Origin of the sequence: Acinetobacter sp. SFA (genome assembly GCF_001647535.1) — a bacterium.
Taxonomy (GTDB): Bacteria; Pseudomonadota; Gammaproteobacteria; order Pseudomonadales; family Moraxellaceae; genus Acinetobacter; species Acinetobacter pecorum.
The window spans coordinates 290316-313204 of sequence record NZ_LSZI01000001.1 but is presented as its reverse complement, the minus strand read 5'-3'; the positions used below and the strand labels follow the sequence as shown (position 1 = coordinate 313204).

Annotated in this window: 22 protein-coding genes; 14 read left to right on the top strand and 8 right to left on the bottom strand. The window is 41.6% G+C overall.

Annotated elements, in window-relative coordinates; translation table 11 throughout:
• Positions 1–48 precede the first annotated feature (48 nt).
• From AY607_RS01465 to AY607_RS01455, 3 genes are read left to right on the top strand one after another with little or no spacing between them, the layout of a single operon-like run.
• A complete protein-coding gene (locus tag AY607_RS01465) occupies positions 49–1176 on the top strand; it encodes an acyl-CoA dehydrogenase family protein (RefSeq protein ID WP_064096795.1) in 1128 nt (375 codons plus the stop codon).
• A 19-nt stretch (positions 1177–1195) separates the two neighbouring features.
• Positions 1196–1969, top strand: coding sequence for an enoyl-CoA hydratase (locus tag AY607_RS01460; RefSeq protein ID WP_064096796.1), 774 nt, complete (start codon positions 1196–1198; stop codon positions 1967–1969).
• 25 nt (positions 1970–1994) lie between these two features.
• Positions 1995–3056, top strand: a complete 1062-nt coding sequence (locus AY607_RS01455) for an enoyl-CoA hydratase/isomerase family protein (RefSeq protein WP_064101536.1) — start codon at positions 1995–1997, stop codon at positions 3054–3056.
• Between the two features lie 85 nt (positions 3057–3141).
• Here AY607_RS01455 and AY607_RS15000 read toward each other — a convergent pair whose 3' ends face one another.
• Entirely contained in the window at positions 3142–3312 is a 171-nt protein-coding gene (locus AY607_RS15000) for a hypothetical protein (RefSeq protein ID WP_005251766.1), read from the bottom strand.
• A gap of 168 nt (positions 3313–3480) precedes the next feature.
• On the bottom strand, positions 3481–4350 hold the full coding sequence (locus AY607_RS01450; protein ID WP_064101564.1) for an SDR family oxidoreductase: 870 nt from the start codon (positions 4348–4350) through the stop codon (positions 3481–3483).
• A gap of 661 nt (positions 4351–5011) precedes the next feature.
• On the opposite strand from AY607_RS01450, the gene AY607_RS01445 reads away from it, so the two are divergent.
• The 5 genes from AY607_RS01445 to AY607_RS01425 all read left to right on the top strand — a co-directional run bounded on the left by AY607_RS01445 (position 5012) and on the right by AY607_RS01425 (position 11079).
• The gene (locus AY607_RS01445) at positions 5012–5785 is read left to right on the top strand and encodes a glucose 1-dehydrogenase (protein ID WP_064096798.1); all 774 of its coding nucleotides are present in this window, start codon (positions 5012–5014) and stop codon (positions 5783–5785) included.
• 290 nt (positions 5786–6075) lie between these two features.
• Positions 6076–7128 carry an NAD(P)-dependent alcohol dehydrogenase gene (locus AY607_RS01440; RefSeq protein WP_064096799.1) on the top strand — a complete coding sequence of 351 codons (1053 nt, stop codon included), beginning with the start codon at positions 6076–6078 and terminating at the stop codon, positions 7126–7128.
• Between the two features lie 267 nt (positions 7129–7395).
• Positions 7396–9081 carry a phosphoethanolamine transferase gene (locus AY607_RS01435; RefSeq protein WP_064096800.1) on the top strand — a complete coding sequence of 562 codons (1686 nt, stop codon included), beginning with the start codon at positions 7396–7398 and terminating at the stop codon, positions 9079–9081.
• 1 nt (position 9082) lies between these two features.
• Positions 9083–9754, top strand: coding sequence for a response regulator transcription factor (locus AY607_RS01430; protein WP_064096801.1), 672 nt, complete (start codon positions 9083–9085; stop codon positions 9752–9754).
• Positions 9755–9759: 5 nt separating this feature from the next.
• Positions 9760–11079: an ATP-binding protein gene (locus AY607_RS01425; RefSeq protein ID WP_064101563.1), complete on the top strand. Its 1320-nt coding sequence runs from the start codon at positions 9760–9762 to the stop codon at positions 11077–11079.
• Between the two features lie 50 nt (positions 11080–11129).
• Here AY607_RS01425 and AY607_RS01420 read toward each other — a convergent pair whose 3' ends face one another.
• The 4 genes from AY607_RS01420 to AY607_RS01405 all read right to left on the bottom strand — a co-directional run bounded on the left by AY607_RS01420 (position 11130) and on the right by AY607_RS01405 (position 15473).
• Positions 11130–11816 (bottom strand): phosphatase PAP2 family protein, encoded by a 687-nt coding sequence (locus AY607_RS01420; RefSeq protein WP_064096802.1) that lies wholly within the window; start codon positions 11814–11816, stop codon positions 11130–11132.
• A 38-nt stretch (positions 11817–11854) separates the two neighbouring features.
• Complete coding sequence (locus tag AY607_RS01415; RefSeq protein ID WP_064101535.1) at positions 11855–12241, bottom strand: diacylglycerol kinase; 387 nt, start codon at positions 12239–12241, stop codon at positions 11855–11857.
• Between the two features lie 671 nt (positions 12242–12912).
• Positions 12913–13413 (bottom strand): Hsp20 family protein, encoded by a 501-nt coding sequence (locus tag AY607_RS01410; protein WP_064101534.1) that lies wholly within the window; start codon positions 13411–13413, stop codon positions 12913–12915.
• Positions 13414–14423: 1010 nt separating this feature from the next.
• Positions 14424–15473 carry an aromatic ring-hydroxylating oxygenase subunit alpha gene (locus AY607_RS01405; protein ID WP_064101533.1) on the bottom strand — a complete coding sequence of 350 codons (1050 nt, stop codon included), beginning with the start codon at positions 15471–15473 and terminating at the stop codon, positions 14424–14426.
• A gap of 309 nt (positions 15474–15782) precedes the next feature.
• Between AY607_RS01405 and puuE the strand changes: the two genes are divergently transcribed.
• The 5 genes from puuE (at position 15783) to AY607_RS01380 (ending at position 19936) form a co-directional block, all read left to right on the top strand.
• Positions 15783–16745, top strand: a complete 963-nt coding sequence (gene puuE, locus AY607_RS01400; RefSeq protein ID WP_064101532.1) for an allantoinase PuuE — start codon at positions 15783–15785, stop codon at positions 16743–16745.
• 142 nt (positions 16746–16887) lie between these two features.
• Positions 16888–17391: a 2-oxo-4-hydroxy-4-carboxy-5-ureidoimidazoline decarboxylase gene (uraD, locus tag AY607_RS01395; RefSeq protein ID WP_064101531.1), complete on the top strand. Its 504-nt coding sequence runs from the start codon at positions 16888–16890 to the stop codon at positions 17389–17391.
• Positions 17388–17708, top strand: a complete 321-nt coding sequence (gene uraH / locus AY607_RS01390) for a hydroxyisourate hydrolase (protein WP_064101530.1) — start codon at positions 17388–17390, stop codon at positions 17706–17708. The genes uraD and uraH overlap by 4 nt, the downstream gene beginning before the upstream one ends.
• A gap of 29 nt (positions 17709–17737) precedes the next feature.
• A complete protein-coding gene (locus AY607_RS01385) occupies positions 17738–19096 on the top strand; it encodes a nucleobase:cation symporter-2 family protein (RefSeq protein WP_064101529.1) in 1359 nt (452 codons plus the stop codon).
• Positions 19097–19222: 126 nt separating this feature from the next.
• Entirely contained in the window at positions 19223–19936 is a 714-nt protein-coding gene (locus AY607_RS01380) for an outer membrane protein OmpK (RefSeq protein WP_064101528.1), read from the top strand.
• Positions 19937–19992: 56 nt separating this feature from the next.
• Here the strand turns inward: AY607_RS01380 and AY607_RS01375 are convergent, their stop codons facing one another.
• Positions 19993–20490, bottom strand: coding sequence for an ureidoglycolate lyase (locus AY607_RS01375; RefSeq protein ID WP_064101527.1), 498 nt, complete (start codon positions 20488–20490; stop codon positions 19993–19995).
• A gap of 12 nt (positions 20491–20502) precedes the next feature.
• On the bottom strand, positions 20503–21507 hold the full coding sequence (gene alc / locus AY607_RS01370) for an allantoicase (RefSeq protein WP_064101526.1): 1005 nt from the start codon (positions 21505–21507) through the stop codon (positions 20503–20505).
• A 211-nt stretch (positions 21508–21718) separates the two neighbouring features.
• On the opposite strand from alc, the gene hpxO reads away from it, so the two are divergent.
• Positions 21719–22876, top strand: coding sequence for an FAD-dependent urate hydroxylase HpxO (gene hpxO, locus AY607_RS01365; protein WP_064101525.1), 1158 nt, complete (start codon positions 21719–21721; stop codon positions 22874–22876).
• Positions 22877–22889: the final 13 nt, after the last annotated feature.

Here is a 22889-nt window from a genome sequence, read left to right as displayed (position 1 = left end):
CAACAGATTGAATAAGAAGATTAAATAAAGAGATTGAAGGAAGCATCGATGCAACTAACGGAAGAGCAACAACTGATTCAGGATATGGCCAAAAGCTTCGCCCAGGAACAGATTAAACCCTTTGCCGGCGAGTGGGATCAAAAAGGTATCTTTCCCAAAGATGCATTGGCCCAAATGGGAGAGCTGGGTTTTTTAGGTATGCTGATTCCCGAGGAATGGGGCGGCTCGGGTACAGGTACACTGGCTTATGTTCTGGCCTTAGAAGAAGTCGCTGCGGCCGATGGTGCAACATCCGCGATTATGAGCGTACATAACTCGGTGGGTTGTGTGCCGATTTTCAAGTTCGGCACAGAAGAGCAAAAGCAGCAATTTTTAAAGCCTTTGGCTCAAGGTGAAATGATTGGGGCCTTTGCGCTGACCGAACCGCATACAGGATCGGATGCTGCCGCGATTAAAACCCGAGCGGTCAAGGAGGGCGATCATTACATTCTGAATGGCGCCAAACAGTTCATTACCTCAGGCCACAATGCCGGGATGATTATTGTGTTTGCTGTGACTGATCCAGCTGCGGGCAAAAAAGGCATGAGTGCATTTTTAGTGCCGCGAGACACACTTGGCTATGAAGTGATCCGGGTCGAAGAAAAACTGGGCCTGCATGCTTCGGATACCTGTCAGATTGCCTTAACCGATGTCCGCATTCATGAAAGTTTAAGACTCGGTGCCGAAGGTGAAGGTTTAAAAATTGCCTTGGCCAATCTGGAAGGTGGACGGATCGGCATTGCGGCACAGGCTGTGGGTTTGGCGCGTGCCGCATTGGAAGAAGCAACGGCCTATGCGCATGACCGCGTGGCTTTTGGCAAACCGATTTTTGAACAGCAGGCGATTTCCTTCAGGCTGGCCAGTATGGCGACTGAAATTGAAGCGGCACGGCAACTGGTGCATTTTGCAGCACGCAAAAAAGAAGCCGGTGAAGCCTGTTTAACCGAAGCCTCCATGGCCAAGCTATTTGCTTCAGAAATGGCAGAACGGGTCTGTTCCAGAGCGCTGCAGATTTTTGGCGGCTACGGTTATCTTAAAGATTTTCCGATTGAGCGGATTTATCGCGATGCGCGGATTTGTCAGATTTATGAAGGCACCAGCGATATTCAGCGCCTGGTGATTGCACGCAGCCTCTAATTTTAAAAGGACTTATTTCATGCAGTGGCAAACGATTTTATTAGAACAACGTAATGGTGTCGGGCTGATTACTTTAAACCGTCCGCAAGCATTAAATGCACTGAATAACCAGCTGATTTTTGAAATGAATCAGGCACTGGATCAACTGGAAAAAGATCCGGCAATTGGCTGTATTGTGATTGCCGGTTCGGAAAAAGCTTTTGCTGCCGGTGCCGATATTAAGGAAATGGCAGATCTGAATTTTCCACAAATTTATCTGGATGATTTTTTCAGTCTGGCCGATCGAATTGCCCAGCGCCGTAAACCTTTAATTGCCGCAGTGAGTGGCTATGCCTTGGGTGGTGGTTGTGAGCTGGCATTGATGTGCGACTTTATTTACTGCGCCGACAATGCAAAATTTGGTTTGCCTGAAGTCACCTTAGGCGTGTTGCCGGGCATTGGCGGTACCCAGCGTTTAACCTTGGCGATTGGTAAGGCCAAAGCCATGGAAATGTGCCTGACGGCACGGCAGATGGGGGCGCAGGAAGCGGAACAAAGTGGTTTGGTGGCTCGGGTATTTGCCAAGGAAGAATTGCTGGAACAAACCCTGCAAGCTGCCGAAAAAATTGCTGAAAAGTCGCTTACTGCCGTGATGATGATTAAAGAATCAATTAATCGGGCCTTTGAAGTGAGCCTGGCTGAAGGCCTGCGCTTTGAACGCCGGGTATTCCATTCCATTTTTGCAGGTTCCGATCAAAAGGAAGGCATGCAAGCCTTTGTGGAAAAACGGCCAGCCAAATTTACCCATCAATAAGAAATTCATACCAGGAACAAAAATAATGAGTGATGAAAATAATTTAGCGATTCGGGTCGCAGGAGGTCTGGGCATCATCAGCCTGGACCGCACCAGCCATTTAAATGCCTTAACCTTGCCAATGATCCAGGGCATTCAGGCGCAACTCAATCAGTGGCGCCATGAGCCAGAAGTGCAAGCCATCCTGATCAATTCCAACAGTCCCAAGGCGTTCTGTGCCGGAGGAGACATCCGTTATCTGTATGACAGCTATCAGGCCGGCAATACCCGGTATCAGGATTTTTTTGCCACTGAATATAAGATGCTGAGCACCTTGCGTAATTTCCCAAAGGCCGTGATCGTGATGATGGATGGCTATGTACTGGGAGGCGGCTTTGGACTGGCTGAGGCCTGTCATATCAAGGTCGCCAGTGAAAAATCACGTTTTGCCATGCCAGAAACGGCGATTGGTTTTTTCCCTGATGTCGGTGCAACCCATTTTCTGTCCCGACTAGATGAAGTCGGTGTCTATATGGCATTGACCGGGGAACAGATCAGTAGCAGTGATGCGCTGTATCTGGATCTGGTGGATTATCATGTGCCGAGTGAGCGTTTTGCTGAATTGGAAGCGGCATTGATTGCAGCGCCGGTATTAAACCCGATTGAGATTCAAAAGATCATTAGTTCCTATATTACGCATCCTGTAGAAAGCGAGCTACAAAAAAGTATAGAGCATATTAATCAGCATTTTGGCTATCAATACCTCGAGGAGATTGAACAGAGTCTTGCTCATACAAGTAATTCAACCGATCAGGAATGGGCTAGTAAAATGCTGGAAATTTTGCAGCAGCGTCCGGTCATGGCCAAGCAAACCAGCTTGAAGTTACAGCAAGCCGGACAGAATTTGTCGCTAGAAAAATGCATGCAGTTAGAACGCGACTTGCAAGATGTCTGGTTAGAGCAGGGCGACTTTATTGAAGGGGTTCGTGCGCTGATTATTGATAAGGACAAAAATCCGCAGTGGCGAACTGAGAATGCAGAATTTGAGCAAACACTGGAAAAGCTCTGGCCAGCATGGACTCAGCAGCATATTGAAAACATTACTTAAAGCTGATGCTAAAAGACTCTCTATAATTTAATTATAGAGAGTCTTTAGATGTGTCCCATTACAGCGTTATGAATATGAATTTTGCTTAATGAGACGTTTTCTTTTTCTTGCCGCCGCCGTCTTGTTTATTGACCGTCGACCAAGCGATACGTTCGGCTTCTTCTTCAGAACGCCCGCGCTCTTTTTCGCTTTCTTCAATATGTTCAGCCTGCCGTTTCTGCTTATCGGTATAGGCTGATTTGTCACCTCTAGGCATCTCGATATCCTCCTCAGGTTTGACTGAAATTACTATAACAAGGGCTGGTTTCTATAAAGGTAAGTATTCGTTTGACTTATTTTATAAAAGATTTCGTAAGAATAGATGGGCCTGAAATCAAGGAGATGAAGATAACGGTCAGCTAGAACCGCTATCTTCTTTGCCTGATTAGCCGTTAATAATACTGCCGCCATTCACATGAATCACCTGACCTGAAATATAACTGGCTTCTTCACTGGCCAGGAATAAATACGCCGGTGCTACTTCACTTGGCTGTCCCATACGGCCCATTGGGGTCTGTTTACCGAAATCCTCAAGTTGCTCTTCGTCAAAGCTGCTTGGAATTAACGGTGTCCAGATTGGGCCAGGTGCTACACCATTAACCCGAATTCCTGTTTTATTTTTCAACAAATTGGTAGATAAGCTACGGGTAAAGGATGTAATAGCACCTTTCGTACTTGCATAGTCAATTAACTGGTCATGTCCATGATAACTGGTGATACTGGTTGTATTGATGATGCTATCACCGGCTTGCATATGCGGAATCACTGCCTGAGTCAGATAAAACATGGATAGAATATTCACGTTGAAAGTTTTAAATAATTGTTCAGGTGAAATATCGGTAATACTTTCTTGCGGATACTGAACCCCTGCATTATTGACCAGAATATTAATGGTTTTAAATTCCTGTAGGGCCTGTTCAACCATTTTTCTGATTTCTTCTTGATCCTGTAAGTCACATTTAATTAGCAGGCATCGTCGCCCTTCATTTTCCACCATTGTTTTAGTGTCCAGCGCATCGCGATCTTCATCCAGATAACAAATAGCGATATCAGCACCTTCACGGGCAAATAGGACCGATACAGAGCGGCCAATCCCGCTATCACCACCGGTAATCAAGGCAACCTTGCCTTTTAGTTTTTCGCTGCCTTTATATTGCGGTTTTATCACTTCCGGTGCAGGATTCATTTCATTTTGTGCACCCGGCTGATGGTCTTGTTTTTCACTTGAAGCTGGGCTTTCAGGATAATGATTCATATCTTTTCCAATTCCAATGATTTTAGCCATATGAGAACAAAATATATTAGTGGCTTTTGGAAAAAATAAGATTGTATTCAACATTTCATAACAGAATGTATTCGAGATTTATCAATTATTCATCCAGATTATCATTGGTCTAATAACTTAATTACATTAAATAAAGATATATAAATATTATGAGAGGAGATACGTTTTATTTGATGTCGATCCATTGCCCGTACAACTTCAGGCAAATCATGATCGACTTCTTATGGGTAATCCTCTGTAGCTTATCTCTTATGCGTTGCATAGATAATAAAAAGTGCAAAAATAAAAGTCTTTATTGAAACCAGACTGAATAAAATACATTTTCCATAATAATTTTCTTTGATATTTAAATGAAAGTTATACTAATTATTTTAATAAGATGGAATATTTTAAAATAGAAGAATCCTAAAGAATAATAATCTTAAAAATAAATAATAGTCGTGTATTAAATTGATATTATTTTTATGAATAAAATTGATATTTATAAGTAAAAATTACAATTACACCTACTATTACAATTAAAAATAAATTCTAAAGTAAATATATTACTTTTAGAGTGCTGAAAATTTATGATAGGGAAAAATCTTAACCTCATAAAGTTATATGACAATGTATTAATACGAGGTATCTCATGCAAAACTCTCTAATAGATTTAACAGGAAAAGTGGCTTTGGTTACGGGAGGGGCGGCAGGGATTGGCCATGCCTGTGCTCTTACTCTTGCTCAGGCGGGAGCTAAAGTCATGATTGCGGATTTAAATCAGGAGAAGGCTAAACAGGCTGCTCAAGAAATCCATGAAAAAACAGGAGGTGAAGTCCAGTGTGTAGCCTGTAATATTCTGGAAGATGATGACCTCGTAAACGCCGTAGAAACCACCCGAAATACTTTTGGAGCTATCCATATATTAGTAAATAATGCGGGCGGTGGAGGTGGTGGCCGGGAATCACCTTCAAAAATTACAGTTGACGACTTTATCAGAGACTTCAAATTAAATGTATTTGCAGCCTGGCGACTTTGCCAACTGGTTGTTCCTTATATGAATGAAGCCGGATATGGCTCAATCGTCAATATTACCTCAATGAGTTCCATTAATAAAAGCCCAGCCATGAGTGGCTATGCCTCTTCAAAAGCTGCCCTTAATCATATGGGCGCTAACTTGGCCCATGATTTTGGGCCTATCGTCAGAATTAATGCCGTTGGGCCAGGAGCAGTACGTACTGCTGCATTAGCAAAAGTACTTACGCCGGAAATTGAAAAAAAAATGTTAGCTCATACTCCTTTACAACGACTGGGTGAAGCTGAAGATATTGCAAACGCAGTATTATTTTTTGCTTCTCCAATGTCTTCCTGGGTTTCTGGGCAAACATTGTTTGTAAATGGTGGGGGAGAGCAAACTCTTGACTAATTTTTAAAATATAAAATTATTATAGTATTTTAATGATTTATTTTATAAAGATTGGCTGAGATGTTATTTTCAGGCTTAAGATAAACGGACTGATTGATCATTTTTAATGAAAATTCAGTCTATATTTCAAAGCCATCAGATCAGACATAAACTTTTTGATTTTTATACTATTTTAATAATACCAGTCCTTGATTTTTTATTGAAATTTTAGCGACTATTCAAAATTAATACTTCAGGATAAATATTTATTTATCAGATTTTATCCTGACCACAATATACGAGAAAAAAATATGAACACCGAAGTATTGGGATATGCCGCACATTCATCACAAAGCCCTTTAGTACCTTTTAAGTTTGAACGCCGAACGCCACGTGAAGATGATGTGGTGATCAAAATTGAATATTGTGGTGTCTGTCATTCCGATTTACATCAGGTTAGAAATGACTGGGGATTTAGTTTTTATCCCATAGTTCCAGGTCATGAAATAGTAGGACGCATCATATCGACGGGTTCTGGAGCTAAAAAATATAAAGAGGGTGATCTGGTAGGAATTGGCTGTATGGTCGATTCATGTCGTACCTGTTCAGCCTGTCATTCAGGATTAGAACAGTATTGTGAACAAGGAAATATTCAGACCTATGGCAGCCTGGATCGTTATGACCAGCAGCCTACTTATGGCGGTTACTCACAAATAATTGTTTGTAGTGAAGATTTTGTATTGAAAGTACCTGAAAATCTGGATACTAAAGCTGTGCCTCCACTTCTGTGTGCAGGCATTACCACCTGGTCACCTTTACGTCACTGGAATATTGGCAAGGGCAGTAAAGTAGCGGTTGTGGGCTTAGGTGGTTTGGGACATATGGCAATTAAGCTGGCCAATGCCTTGGGCGCAGATGTGACCTTATTTACCCGTTCAGTCAATAAAGAGGGGGATGCAAAAAAATTAGGTGCCCATCAGGTAGTGCTATCAACAGATGAAGCTCAAATGAATTCCGTCGCGAATCAGTTTGATTTAATTATAGATACGGTACCTTACAACCATGACTTGGAGTCATATATTCCAACATTAACCTTAGATGGAACCATTGTTCTGGTGGGATATCTAGGAGAGATTAGTGCAAATTCAGTTCCACTGATTATGGGAAGAAGATCAATTGCCGGTTCAGTAATTGGTGGCATTAAGGAAACTCAGGAGTTACTGGATTTCTGTGGGGAGCATAATATTGTTGCTGATGTGGAAATGATTGAAATGCGCAATATCAATGAAGCTTTTGAACGCATGTTAAAGAGTGATGTGAAATACCGTTTTGTGATCGATATAAAAACTTTAGTCGAAAATTAATTCTGGTTTTCTGCTCTATATCCTCTTATGTGCGAACAACCTTATCAAGGTTTGACTTGTAATCCTTACGTGTATATAGGATAGTTTGAAAAGACATCCAAAAATAATTGGATGCTCTTTTTATTCCTGAAGCATATAAAACAGGTAGATTAATAGTGACGGACTATTAAGCAATCAAAAAATATATTGTCTATATACATCTCTTTAAGCCATTTTTAAGATTCAAATTATAAGCTGAAACATCTTAAAGTCTTTGAGCCATGGATTATGCTGAAGCTATTTTCCCATTCTTCTTTTTTTAGTCAACAACCGAAAAAGTCGATCAGTCTTTTAGGTTTTAACGTGTTGCTGGCTATTTGGTTGGGATTGATCCTAAACTTTGCTTTCTATCAGAAAATCCATGAATTTACGCCTTATACCAATCTAAAAGCAGGTCTGTTACTGGCTGCCACGGCACTGATCATTATTGCGTTTTACAATCTGATATTACAGTGGCTGAACTGGAAATGGAATGCCAAAATACTGGCCAGTGTCCTGATTATTTTAGGTGGTTTTAGTGCTTATTTTGTCAATAGTCTAGGGGTCGTTATCACGCCTGACCAGATCCAGAATATGCTGCAAACCGATGCCCGTGAAGTTCGAGATCTCTGGTCAATGCGATTAGTCATCTGGACATTGGTGTTTGTGATTTTTCCCCTCTGCGTTGTGTGGATGCTGAAAATTAAGCCTGCATCGCTTGGACATCAGCTAGTACATAAGAGCCTGAGCAGTGTGCTCTCAGCTGGCTTGATTCTGGGATTGTTATACTGTTTTTATGTCGATTATGCAGCGATCTTCCGAGAACATCGCGATCTGAAAGGCATGCTTTCGCCACAAAACAGCATTGCGTCTACTTTGTCTTATTATAAAAAGAAAGCACCTAAAGCAAATTTGCCTTTGGTGGTTTTCGGCGAAGATGCACATCTGTTACAGCAGGCCCAAATGCAGGATCATCCTAAATTGATGGTGCTAGTTGTGGGAGAAACTGCACGTGCTGAGAGTTTCGCTTTAAATGGCTATGCGCGCAATACCAATCCTGAACTGAGCAAGTTATCGGTAATTAATTTCAATCAGGTCAGCTCCTGTGGAACTGCAACAGCCGTTTCAGTCCCTTGTATGTTTTCGGGCATGTCACGTAAAACCTATGATGAACAGCTAGCCAGCCACCGAGAAGGTCTGCTGGATATTGCGCAGCGGGCCGGTTATCAGGTGACCTGGATTGATAATAATTCGGGCTGTAAAGGTGCCTGTGACCGGGTACAAAAATACCAGATTCCGGCACAACTGAAACAGAAGTGGTGTGATGCCGGTGGTGAATGTTTTGATGAAATCCTAGTGGATAGCCTGAAAGATTATCTGGCACATCTGGATAAAAACAACCCGACCCCACAATTAATTGTACTGCATCAGATGGGTAGTCATGGCCCCGCATATTACAAGCGTTCCAAAGCGCCATATCAGCCATTTCAACCGACCTGTAATACCAATGCTATTCAGGGCTGTAGTACAGAAGAATTAAAGAATAGCTATGATAATTCGATTGTATATACAGACCATGTTCTTGCCCAGATCATTGAAACTTTAAAGCAGCAGACTCAATATCAGACCGGTTTCTGGTACCTGTCTGATCATGGAGAATCCACCGGAGAGCATGGTTTATACCTGCATGGTGCTCCTTATAGCATGGCGCCCACTCAGCAAACCCATATCCCAATGCTGATGTGGTTTTCCGATACCTGGCAACAGTACAATGCCCGGCAGCTAAGCTGTTTAAAAACACAGACCGGACAGGCACGCAGTCACGACCATCTTTTCCCCAGCTTATTAAGTATGCTGGATATAAAAACGCAAGTGATTGAAGCTAAAAATGATATGCTTGCACAATGCTCATCATCATTAAAAAACAGAGCTTGAAATGCATAAAATACTGATTATTGAAGATGACTTTATGATTGCCGAGTCGACTGAAACATTGCTTAAACTGCATCAGTTTGAGGTGTACTGGGTCAATAATGGGATTGAGGGTTTAAAACAGTTACAGCAGCAGGTCTATGATATTGTCCTGCTCGATTTAGGCTTGCCGATGATGGATGGCATGCTGGTGCTAAAGAATATCCGGCAGAAGTTTCCAAATTTACCGGTACTGATTATCTCGGCTCGGGATCAATTACAAAACCGGGTAGATGGGCTGAATCAGGGAGCAGATGATTACTTGATTAAACCCTATGAGTTTGACGAACTGCTGGCCCGTATTCATGCCTTAATGCGACGTACTGGCTTCAAAAATACTGTGACAGATATAAATAAGAAATTATCACACAGTGGGCTGGAACTGGACCTGGAACAGCACATCGCATGCTTTAATGGTGAACCGATCGAGTTGTCTAATCGAGAATGGTCTATTCTCACTGCACTCCTCATGCATCCTAGCAAAATTTTTTCTAAAAACGATTTAGAAGACAAGCTTTATGATTTTGATAGTGATGTCAGCAGTAATACGGTAGAGGTCTATATTCATCATCTGCGGGCAAAGCTAGGAAAAGACTTCATCCGCACCATACGTGGGCTAGGGTATCGCTTAGGATGAGCGCCATGCAAAAACGTTATTCCTTGCAAAAACGTCTGGTTATTTATATTTCATTATTTAGCCTGGTATTAGGCTGTGTGCTGATCTTTGCAGCATACCGGATTGCACTCGAAGAAATTAATGAAGTACTGGATAAACAGATGCAAAGTCTGGCAGAGCGCATTGCAGAAAATCATCCGCAGCCCCTGCAGAGTCAAATCGATCTGGCAAAACAGTACGGTGAAGAAGATTTATTTGTAGATATCTGGTCCTATACAGATACAGCCACTTCCTTGCATCCGCACAATGTTCTGGTTGCACCGGTCAGGAAAGCAGGTTTCTACAAGCATCAAACGCCGTATGGAACTTGGTTAACTTATATTATTCCTGGTAAACAACTACAGATTCAGGTGAGCCAGCAGCAAAATGTCCGGCAGGAACTGGCGCTGGAACTGGCAGCCAATATGTTTCTTCCCTATGTGCTTTTTTTACCTTTTGCATTATTCGGTTTAGGCTGGATGATCCGGAAAAATTTTCAGCCTCTTAATGATTTTAAAACTGAATTGGCCAGCCGCAAGGCACAAGACTTAAAGCCGATTGCAATGAAAGATTATCCTCTGGAGCTGGAACCGACCATTCAGGAAATGAACCACCTGTTCGGTCGAATTTCCCTGGCCCAACAGGAACAACGTCAATTTGTGGCGGACTCCGCACATGAGTTACGTACGCCACTCACGGCCTTGAATTTACAGCTACAAATTTTGCTACAGCAATTTCCGCAAAGTAAGTCTATCCATAACTTGAGCCAAGGCATTTTGCGCATGCAGCATCTGGTTAACCAGTTATTAAGTCTCGCCAAACAGGATGTAAGCGAAGGTTTAAGTGAGCCGGTTCAATTGCTGTCACTGAATCAGATGACTGTCACTTGTATCGAAGAACTGATTCAGTTGGCACTGCAGAAAGAGATAGATTTAGGGGTGGAGCAGCAGCAGGAACTGTTGATTCAAGGCCAAGCTTCGGCCTTGCATTCAATTATTTATAACCTGATCGATAATGCGATTAAATATAGTCCGAAGGATGGCGTAATTAACGTATCGATTTTCCAGCAAGGCCAGCAGGCAGTTTTACAGATCGAAGATAGCGGAACCGGGATTGATACGGCTCAATTCAATCAGATTCGGCAACGCTTCTACCGGATACATAATCATGCAGAAATTGGCAGTGGTTTGGGTTTGTCTATTGTAGATAAAGCCACCGAACGCCTGGGTGGAACGCTCGAATTTTCCCGAAGTCTCAATCTGGGTGGCCTTTGTGTACAGGTCAATTTTCCTTTAGCCGAAGCCTAATGAGATAGGCTTCGGATTATTTTGGCGTTGAGGCTGTTTGATTTAACATGCTAAAGAACAGTTTCTTCTATCTCTAATTTGTGGCTAAACAGCGCATAGCCGATAACATTCAGGCACCAGATAATCCAGCCAGTCCAAAGGTTATGACTCAGGAAATGCGCTCCACGCATCATTTGTGCCCAGCCCATGGCTAATCCTAAAATTACTGCAGCGATCAGAAAGAAATAAGCCCGCTTGGGATTAGACATACGATAAACAAAATAGCCAGCCACCAAGGCAAAACCGCTAGAGGCATGCCCCCCAGGAAAACAGTGGCCAGCAGTAGCACTAAAATCCCATAAAATACCATCATAAGTGGGAATAACCATATTCCAGGGACAGGCATGGGCCGACTGGGATTTTAAAATTCCGATCGAGGCTGTGGTCACTGCCACCATGCTAAAGAAATAGCCAAATTCCCAGCGGCGTGTATGCCAGTTCTGCCATTTTAGTGATACCTGCCAGCCCAGAAATAATAGGATATATACCAGAATTAGCATGTCTTTAACATAACGGTGATTAAGTTCTGCCAATGCCCAGTGTTGTCGAAGGGGGAAGTGCCCCTGATCATCGATAAAGGGATAGATAAGCTGTAAATCAAGCACTCCTCCAATATCAAAGAAGTTTAAAAGAACCAAAAAACTGAATATCAAAAGTAAGGTTTGGGTCAATAAGAACCGGGAACGATCAGTGATCATTTTTAATGGTCCATTTCAGGCAGTAGCAGGCGCAGTGGTCAAATCGAATGACCAGCCAAAATGATGCCCCAAGTCACTGTAATTAGACTGAGTGCTACAAACTGGGCCGCACTGCCCATGTCCTTGGCATTTTTAGACAGCTCATGCCGTTCCATGGAAATACGGTCTACCACAGCCTCTATGGCTGAGTTAATCAGTTCAATGATCAGCGCCAATAGACAAACAACCACCATGAGCGCTTGCTCAGCTGGACTAACCGAAATCCAAAAGCTTAATGGAATCAAAATAAGGTTGATGAGCAGGATTTGCCGGAAGGCAGCCTCATTTTGAAAGGCTGTTTTAAAACCAGCCAGGGAATAACGTGCTGCATTCAAAATACGCAGGATTCCCGAGGTGCCTTTATAAGGTGATCGGTAGGAAGACATAGAACAGATTCGGTCAATCAGAGATGAAGTAAAGCATAAATTTCTAAGCTTAAAACTCTCTTAAAAAATCCAAGGCCTTATAGAATTTTTATACATGGTGTTTACATTTTTTTCGCGAAATTAAGCGATTTTTAAGCTTGGACTTTTATATTAAGACTGAAGTGAGATGTCGTGTTGATATAGTTCCCCTAGAGTAGCAGGTCGCCAATTCTTTTAGGCACCTGCTTTTTTTTAGCTTAAATAAATTAAGAGTAAAAAAATTGGCAATAAACAGCTAGCATAAAGCCCGGCCTAGCCTGCTCAAAACAGTTTTACGTGCGGACACCGTAAACTTGAATAAATCAATGTGCCATGAAGTCTAGACCAGTGGGAGCTAGAGTTTAAGAATTGACAGCCAAATTGAACGACTTGTTGTTGTGATCAATTGAGTGATATTAATCACACTTTCTTATAAGTCAGTGATCGGATTTATGAAATTTAGGGGTGATTATCTTGTTAAAAAGTGATCTAATCAGTCTCATAATAACAATAAATAATTATAAAAAATCAGAGGTAGGGAAGATTTAACTCTCTAATTCTTGAACATAAAAAGAATTAAAATAAAGAATTAGAGAGTTATGCTTTTCTTGACAGATGAGTCCGAGGCTATACCAGGAACCGAAAATTTTAAGTTATTCCGCTTTAGACTGTGATTGAGATTCCGAGTTAGAGTCTGCTTTAGAGTCATCTAACATCTTTTGTTCATTAGACTTACGCCCAATTGGAATTTGACGTGACATATTTTCTTCATCAATGTTGCGTTTCAAGTCTATGGTTAGTAAACCATTTTCATAATTGGCCTGTTGTACTTCCATATTATCATCTAAACGCAGCGATAGTTTGAATGACCGCTTAGAGATTCCTTTATGTAAAAATTCAACCGTAGATTCTGAGCTTTCTTCTTCAACATTCCCAGTTATAACCAATAATTGATTTTCTACATTAATTTGAAGCTGATCTTCATTGAATCCTGCCGTAGCAACAGAAATGCGATAATCATTTTCTCCTACCTTTTCAACATTATAATAGGGATAATTAGGCGTAACTGTTTGCAGGGCATAGTCGAATAAATCATTGAAACGATCAAAACCCATGCTTCTGCGTAATAGTGGTGAAAGATTTGAATTGCTCATTAAAAGTTCTCCAAAAAAATATTAGAACCAGTATTTTTATACTGATATTCATAGATTTAATAAATACAGATAGAAAGCAACATCTAAAAATATTAGATTGCCTTTAATTAATATAGGGTAATAATATTTATACTCAATAATTTTAATGTTTAATAAAACATAATTTTGTAATAAATCTTATTTAAAAAAATTTTGTTAATTTTATTCATTTAAATCAATAGCTTTAATCTTAAATAAATATTTTATAAAAATACTAAAGAATTCTATTCTCCTAATATTATCAATAACTTAAAAATATTATTTCATTTTTATAAGAAACAATCTTTTCTAATACACTCGTATTTATTTGTTTTAAAAAAAGGATTATGAATTTTAAAATATTAACATCTAAAAATAAATCAGAATTTTTATCTAAAATTTTAATTAATAAATAATATTAATTTTAAAATAAACAAATTTTTTATCGTTATAATTATTATTAAATTAATTTTTTATATTTAAAAAATCACAACTTGAGTTTCTTGGTTTTTATTTTATAATTTATATTACTCTACATACTATAAGATGTAATTAAAGCAATACTTTTCTTTTAAATCTGCATTCTTAGCGAGTAAACCAAAGCACTGATGAGGGAGGAAAAATATCCTCATTTTTTTGCAATATCTTTTTATACATACGAATCGGAACGACTTAATCCAAAAATGATGGGGAAGTTGGTGAAATTGGTCTAGCTCATAAGAGTGAAGTGAACGTGGCTATATTAATACAGCAATTACTGGCTCACTTAACAAGGAGTGGTTGGAAACTCAGTTACTGTCTGTTCAGCAAGCAACGCTCATAGTTTTTTTAGTTCGGAACACATATTATGCTCGGAAACAATTCAATCCGCTAAAGTCAGATAAGGCACTTATGACACAGGCCAATCCCGGAAAAGTACTGTGGAGGGTTATAGAGGAAAAAGAGACATATTAAGAAATCTGTCTCAAGTCGCTTCTCTTGTACTTAAGTTTCTACATTGCAAATAAAGGACTAAATCCCTGTTTGCGTAACAGTTTTCGATACATGCTTGAACTCCGATCTGCCGGAAAATGCGCTTCTAAAGATAAGTCCAAAGGTAAATATTCAGGTTTCTGGTTTTCCACAATGATACGATCTTCTTCAAAGATTTTCATATTGAATGCATAGACATCTTCAATCGGCAAATCTTTATCATAATTGCGGCAAATAGGTGCAAAAAGTCGTGTTGAACGTGCAGTCATCGGTGAAGCCGAATTCATGATGACCTGCTTGGCATCATTCGGAAAATGAATCGTAAGGGTTGCAGTAAAGGGTAGGCTCACTTCGAAATGGCGTAACCATTTAAAATCTTCCTGACCGCGTTGCTCGATTCCGATCGGATAACGTCCTACACTGCTGACGTAATCTGCGTTAAAACCGACCTCCGTTTCTGTCGTACTATACTCAGGAACTTCTACATCGTCCGGATCGCCAAAAGTATCGGGATGCACCCAGGCAAAATGTGCTACATCAATAAAACCTTCGAGCTGTCTTCCTGCAAAACATTGAATGTCTATCTGAGGGCAGACCAGTTGCTGATACTCAGCATCATCCCAAAAAGGCATATGAGGAATATGAGGTTCTGCATCTTTTGTAGCGCTTAACGAACACCAGATCAGACCATATTTTTCTACCGCAGCATAAGTTTTCAGATGGAAACGCTCCGATATTTTATGCTGAGGATGTGCAGGAATACGGTTGCATTTACCTGCACTGCCAAAACGTAAACCGTGATAACGACACACCACGCCCTGGCCGTCATTTTTCCCCAAGCTTAAAGGTACACCGCGATGCGGACATGCATCTTTCGCCACCACCAGTTCATCGTTCATTTTATAAATCACCAGCGGCATATCAAGCAGCATGCTACTTGTTGGCTGATCTGTAATATCACGCGCAAGTGCAATCGGATACCAGTACTGAGCCAAGAGGTGCCAGTCATGTTCCTCGAATGTCATATGGACTGGTAAGTCGGGACTAAACGTGGCGATATTTGTATTCATAATGGATTCTGTTTCGTGACCTTTAGCTGGACTATAAAACAGCAATGTGTTCTATGAAATTTCAATTAACAGGACATAGGATTGCGTAAATCAGAACACTGACCGGCGATTGAAAACAAATAAACATCTTTCCAGTTTTTTTATATTCAACCACGCAAATATTGAGGTGGGATATTTCTAAGCTTAAATCTCGCTGAAAATATTTTTTTAAAAAGCGTGCTCTCAGTTTCAATGCTCTACTTTGGCGCATAAATTGCTTATCACGCGTATAGACCATTGATCATTTACTAGAATCGACAAGGAATTGATGTGACGACTAGCTACTTACGCGGACAAGAACTTATTGACAGCATTCGCAGTGCACCTTATTCGCGTGACCTGATTGGTTATCATGGCGAACCACCAAAAGTGCAATGGCCAAACGGCGCGCGTGTCGCGGTACAGTTTGTACTGAATTATGAAGAAGGTGGTGAAAACCACATTGAACATGGCGATACAGGGTCAGAACAGTTTTTATCTGAAATCATTGGTGCTGCCAGCTTTCCAGATAAACATATGTCGATGGATTCGATGTACGAATATGGTTCACGTGCAGGTTTCTGGCGCATTCATCAGGAGTTCCAGAAACGTGGTTTGCCGATGACCATCTTTGGAGTCGGTATGGCCTTAATACGTAATCCTTATGTAGTCGAGGCGATTAAAGCCGCTCATTATGATGTCGTTTCACATGGGCAGCGCTGGCTACATTATCAGGACATGCCAATTGAACTCGAACGTCAGTATATGGATCAGGCAATCAGTGTCTTGGAAAACCTGTTTGGTGAAGCACCGATCGGCTGGTATACCGGTCGGGACAGTCCGAATACCCGTCAACTCCTGGCTGAATTTCCTCAAATCAAATATGACGCTGATTATTATGGAGATGACTTGCCATTTTGGAGCACCTTGACCAATCAGGCAGGGGAAACACGTCCGCATTTGATTATTCCTTATAGCCTGGATAGCAATGACATGAAATTCAGTTCACCTGGCGGTTTTAATAGCGGGAAACAGTTTTATCAATATCTCAAAGATGCTTTTGATGTGCTCTATGCCGAAGGTGAAACTGCGCCAAAAATGCTGTCGATTGGCATGCACTGCCGTATTTTAGGACGGCCGGGACGTTTTAAAGCACTACAAAGGTTCTTGGACTACATTCAAAATCATGACAAGGTCTGGATTTGCCGCCGTGGGGATATTGCCGAGCACTGGTATAACCATCATGCGCCATAATCATAAAATATGTTTGGAAATATCAGTTTAAATGCTCTTTTTTGAGTCATGTACTTTATGAAAATCATGAAAACTCAGCTTTGGCACTATTATTGCAAAACTTGCCTTAAATAATCATTCCAGATAATCAGGCGATTGAATAGTGCAACTCTTTGAATTTAATCAAGCATCAACAGAAGAGGCGATGATCTTTTTAAAGCACTGCGTGCAAATACCCAGTTGGTCAACCGAGCTTGTCGCAAAGCGTCCTTATGCATCGCTTGAGGAGGTTTTGAGTGCAGCGCAACAACAAGCAGCGACCTGGAACTGGGATGAGATTAAAGCTGCGCTGGATAATCATCCCCGTATAGGCGAGAAAAAAGCACAAGCTGAATTAAGTGAAATAGAAAAAGACTTTTCCCATCATGAACAATCCGGCATTGCCGCAGATGATGATACCCGGCTTGCACTGCTTAAAGGCAATCTTGCCTATGAAAAAAAATATGGGTTTATCTTTCTGATCAAAGCCGCTGGATTGAGCAGTGAAGACGTTCTTCACGCCCTGACATCTCGCTTGCTGAATGATCCAGAGATTGAGAAATGTATTGTGCATCAACAACTGGCAGAAATTGCCTTGTCACGACTGGCTCAGGAGCTTCATGCATGATTAGCACACATATTCTGGATACGCATCTGGGAAAACCTGCAACAGACGTGGTCGTTCGACTATTTTCAGAAGACGGTCGCCTGATCAGGGAAGCAAAAACCAATACAGACGGCCGCGTCAGTGATTTTGGCATGGTCGATTTAAACACAGGTATCTATAGTCTTGAGTTTTTTACATCTGCCTATTTTGAAGGTTTGGGATTAGAAACTTTTTTTCCTAAAGCAGTCATTCATTTTTATATAAAAGATGCATCCCAGCATTTTCATATTCCTTTACTGATCAGCCCATTCGCGTACTCCACATATCGCGGAAGCTGATTTTATATTTTGACTTTGAGGTGAGAAAAATGACAGAACAAAGTAAAACAATATCACCTGAACATGAATATTTAGGTGCGGGAAAAAGTGCAGCTTATGGTTTGCAACACGTACTGACCATGTATGGTGGAATTATTGCACCACCTTTAATCGTGGGAACGGCAGCCGGCCTAGAAGCCTATCAAATTGGATTATTGATTGCAGCGGCGCTATTTGTGGGTGGTTTAGCTACAATTTTGCAAACCGTTGGGGTGAAATATATTGGCGCGAAATTACCTTTGGTGCAGGGAGTTTCTTTTGCCGGGGTTGCGACGATGGTGGCGATTGTGACTACAGGCGGTGGTTTGCAAGCCGTCTACGGTGCAGTCATTGTCGCCTCATTGATCGGTTTTTTTCTGGCACCTTATTTTTCCAAAATTATCCGTTTCTTTCCTCCTGTAGTGACCGGCTGCGTCATTACTATCATTGGTTTGTCTTTATTACCTGTAGCAGTCCGATGGATGATGGGCGGCAATCCCAAGGCACCAGAATGGGGAAGTGTCGAAAATATTGGTCTGGCACTGATGACATTGGCTTTTGTCATCTGCCTGAATCTGAGCCGACATGCTGCGATTCGTCGCTTGTCTATTCTTCTGGCAATTGTTTTTGGTTCAGTAGTGGCCTATTTATTTGGTTTTGGTGATTTCTCTAAAGTTGCGAATGGAACATGGATTCAGGTACCCAGCTTCTTCGCCTTTGGGCTACCGACTTTTGAGCTCACTGCCATTATTTCCATGCTCATCGTTACTCTCGTGATTATGACCGAAACCACAGCAGATATCATTGCAGTGGGTGAGATTGTAGGTACCCAAGTGGATGCGGATCGTATCTCGAATGGCTTGCGTGCCGATATGTTATCGAGTGCGGTGGCACCGGTTTTTGGTTCCTTCATGCAAAGTGCTTTTGCGCAAAATGTCGGCTTGGTGGCTATTACCGGAATTAAAAGCCGCTTTGTGGTCGCTGCGGGTGGCATGATTTTAGTCGTACTGGGTTTACTGCCAATTATGGGGCGTTTGATTGCTGCCATTCCTGTACCTGTACTGGGCGGTGCGGGTCTGGTGCTTTTTGGAACCGTTGCTGCGAGCGGAATTCGTACCTTGGCTAAAATTGATTATAACGAGCAAAAAAATCTCATTATTGTCGCGACGGCTATTGCAGCAGGCATGATTCCAATTATTGATCATTCCTTTTATGCCAACTTTCCAAAATGGGTGCAAACCTTATTTCATTCGGGGATCAGTTCAACCTGCTTAATGGCCATTTTACTCAACCTTTTGTTCAATCATCTGAACCTATTTAAAAATAAAAGTACAGCGACTACAGAAATTGTGGCAAAGCTTCCACATTAGAAAATTTAAACCAGAGTGAAAGCAGCCAGGAAAATGGGCTGTTTTTTTATCAAAAATTAAAAAAGTTGGCTTTGTTCTTGCTTAATTCAGAACGTGATTTTTTCATTCCACTGGGGACCCTTATTTATGAAATTCACTCAACTTACTGCTGCAACATTACTTGTATTAGGTGCGGCATCCGCACAGGCAAAACCGGTCTGGCAAGACTTCAGTGTCACCGGACTTTATGGGGAAAACTATGAGGTGGTCGATGAAAAACAGGCGACTGCCACCTTTGAGTATGTGGCAAAAGTAAAATATGCAGATGTATTTTTCTTCATTGACCGCATGCATGGTACAGATGATGTTAAATCCAGTTATTTTGAGTTTTCACCACGATTAAGTTTGGGTGAAGTATCAGGCCAGAAGCTTGCCTTTGGTCCGGTTAAAGACGTATTGATTGCAACAACCTGGGAAGGTGGAGAGGGTTTTGATAATTTCCTGTATGGGGTAGGTTTCGATCTGGATATTCCATATTTCCGTTATGCTGGCATTCATCTTTATCGAGCTAATAATGAGAGTATTGAGGATGATTACCAGTTGACACTCACCTATGCCGTGCCATTCAAACTGGGTACTGAAGAATTCCTGGTGGATGGCTTCCTGGATTGGTCAACAGCAGAAGATGATCATAAAAGCGAAATGAACTGGACGACACAATGGAAATGGAATGTCGGCAAACACATTTCGCCAGAAACTAACCTGTATCTGGGGGTTGAACATTCTGTCTGGAACAATAAATTCGGAATCCCGAATGCTGATGAAAATAATGTCAGTGCTTTGGTGAAATATCACTTCTAGACAAAGTGATGAAGAAATAAGTAAAAGCCCTGATAAAAAGGGCTTTTTTAATATACTTAAAATACGATCTGGATGCTTTTAGGGAAAGGATGAACATCACAGTTTGATCCGCTACCTATACGCTCCACCACCACAAACTCACTGGGGGCTTCAAGCGTCAATAAAGGATGATGCCAGGTTCCGGCACGATAATTCACGCCTTGCGAACCATCACTGATAAATGCCTGAATCTGACTAATATCGGGCTGTGTATGATCAAGTTCAGGCGCTACAACGATTAAAAATTGCTGGCCATGCATTGGAATAAAAGCCTGTGATCCTAAAGGATGCCTTTCCAGCATTGAGATATGAAAAGGAATTGTCGTGGCTTGTATATTTCTAAAAATACTCATTCCGACCTTGGTATCACTTTCTACTTCAGCCAAAGCATGATAACGCTCAGTCTGCTGCTCATTGATATGAAAATAATGATTACCCTGACAGGCAATGACTTCTCCAAAAGGCAGAAAACTTTCAGTGCTTAAAGACTGTATTTTTATACTTTGCATAGACATATCATTCATCCTTCAAGCCAATTTACCCCAGAGTCGAATCCGACTGATGCCACCGTCCGGAATCATGTTGACACGAATATGGGAAATTTTTTCGTGCTGTAAAATTTTATTGATGTAATGATGAATATGATCCATTTGCATGGACTGGGCTTCTAACAAAAAAGGCCAGAACATGCTTTGTGGAATGAGTTGCTCATCGGTTGCATCCTCAACATAGATGGCTTGAATAGAAACCTCGGCAGGGAAGTTACCTTTAAAATGGGCGGTATCAATTTCAATTTTCTCGATTCGGGCACTCGATCCTAAAGCCAAAATGCACCAGTCAAAACCTGGGGCACGACGCCGTTTGGTTTCCCAGCCATCGCCCATGTTAATGCCACGCCCCGGATTAATCAGATTGCGTGGATGTCCAAAATGCGCATCGCTATAGGCAACGACACGGCCACCATGTTCGAGTGCCAAGACATCCAGCACTTGATCACGATCTTGCAGATCGATTTTTACCTGGCCATAGACCTTAAAACGTGCAATCCCACCGTCAGGATAAATATTCAAACGGACATGGGTAAATATCTGTTTAGCTGAAATCTGAAAAATATGATGTTGACTGGGTCCCAGGACATTATTTTCCAGAATGCTGATCCATTCTGCCTGATCAAGATTTCCATCTGGCGCATAACATGCTTGCACAGCAGCAGAGGCCGGATAATTGCCGCTAAAAAAAGTCGTATCAATATCCAGTGCCTGGATTTGACCTGTAACAGCAAGTTTAATGATGGCCCAATCATAGCCCGCGTGGCGCTTGCGACGGGTTTCCCAGCCATCCATCCATTTGCCATGCTCATCAAACTTGTCTTCGATAAAGACCGGTGCCTCAAACTGCAACATGCGTTTCGCTTCAGCAAAAAACTCATCTGAACATTCAAGAATTTCTGCGCCAATTCGCGCATCTGCAAGGTTAGTTAACTGCTGTACTGGAGCAGGCAGATCAAAAATTGGAGCTAATAAGGTCGCCATCTTAAATTTCCATCATCATTGTTATACGTCACATGAATATGCACTTTTATAAACTCAGATTTGATTCTGTATTTATAAAAACAGGACATTGAAGGAATTTAAAAGCACAGCGTATGCCAACTTTCGCAATTTTTTTAGTGCATTTTTTTCAAGGATGGCACGTTTTTAGCATTTTAGCTGGCAATGAAGGTGAAATAGCCAGGAGAAATAGATGGAAATTGCAATTATTGGGGCAGGCATGGGCGGATTAACCACAGGAATTGCACTAAAAAAGTTCGGACATCGGGTCACCATCTATGAGCAGGCAGAACAGATTTTACCTGTCGGTGCTGCAATTTCCTTGTGGTCAAACGGGGTGAAGTGTTTGAATTATTTAGGTCTAACTGAGCAGGTGGCAAAGTTAGGTGGCCAGATGAATGACTTAGCCTATATCGATGGTTTGAATGGTGAGGTCATGACGCAGTTTAGTCTGGCGCCGTTAATTGAAGAAGTCGGTCAACGTCCATATCCGGTATCGCGTGCTGAATTACAAAATATGTTAATGGATGCGTTTGGCCGGCAGGATATTCAGCTCGGTAAAAAAATGGTGTCTATTGAGGATAAGGGGCAACACGTCGAAATCGGTTTTCAGGATGGCAGCACTGCTTCTGCAGAACTCTTAATTGGCGCAGATGGTACCCATTCCATGACGCGTCAGTATGTATTGGGCAAACAGGTTGAACGCCGTTATGCCGGCTATGTGAACTGGAACGGACTGGTTGAGATCTCTGAAGATTTAGCGCCCGCACAGCAGTGGACCACTTTTGTCGGTGAAGGCAAACGTGCTTCACTGATGCCTGTGGCAGAGCAGCGCTTTTATTTCTTCTTTGATGTGCCATTGCCCGCAGGTCTGGAAAATCAGCGTTCGGAATATAAGACCCTATTAAAACAGTATTTTTCTGGCTGGTGCCCACAGGTTCAATGCCTGATTGACAGTATTGATGAGCAGAAAACCAATCGCGTCGAAATCCATGATATTGAGCCTTTTACCCAGTTTTATAAGGGCCGTGTGGTAATCTTAGGGGATGCGGCACATAGCACCACACCGGATATCGGGCAGGGAGGTTGCCAGGCAATGGAAGATGCAGTCTATCTCGCACGTGCCTTACAAATTAATACGCTAGGTCTGGAAGATGCCCTGAAACGTTATCAGAATAAACGCAATGAACGCGCCAATGAATTGCTGCTACGTGCACGTAAGCGTTGTGATGTCACGCATATGAAAGATGAACAAATTACCAAAGACTGGTATGCAGACCTACGGAAAGAGCAAGGCCCACATATTATGAAAGGCATTATTAGCAATATTGTGGGCAATCCATTGGATTAAGCCTCATTAATAG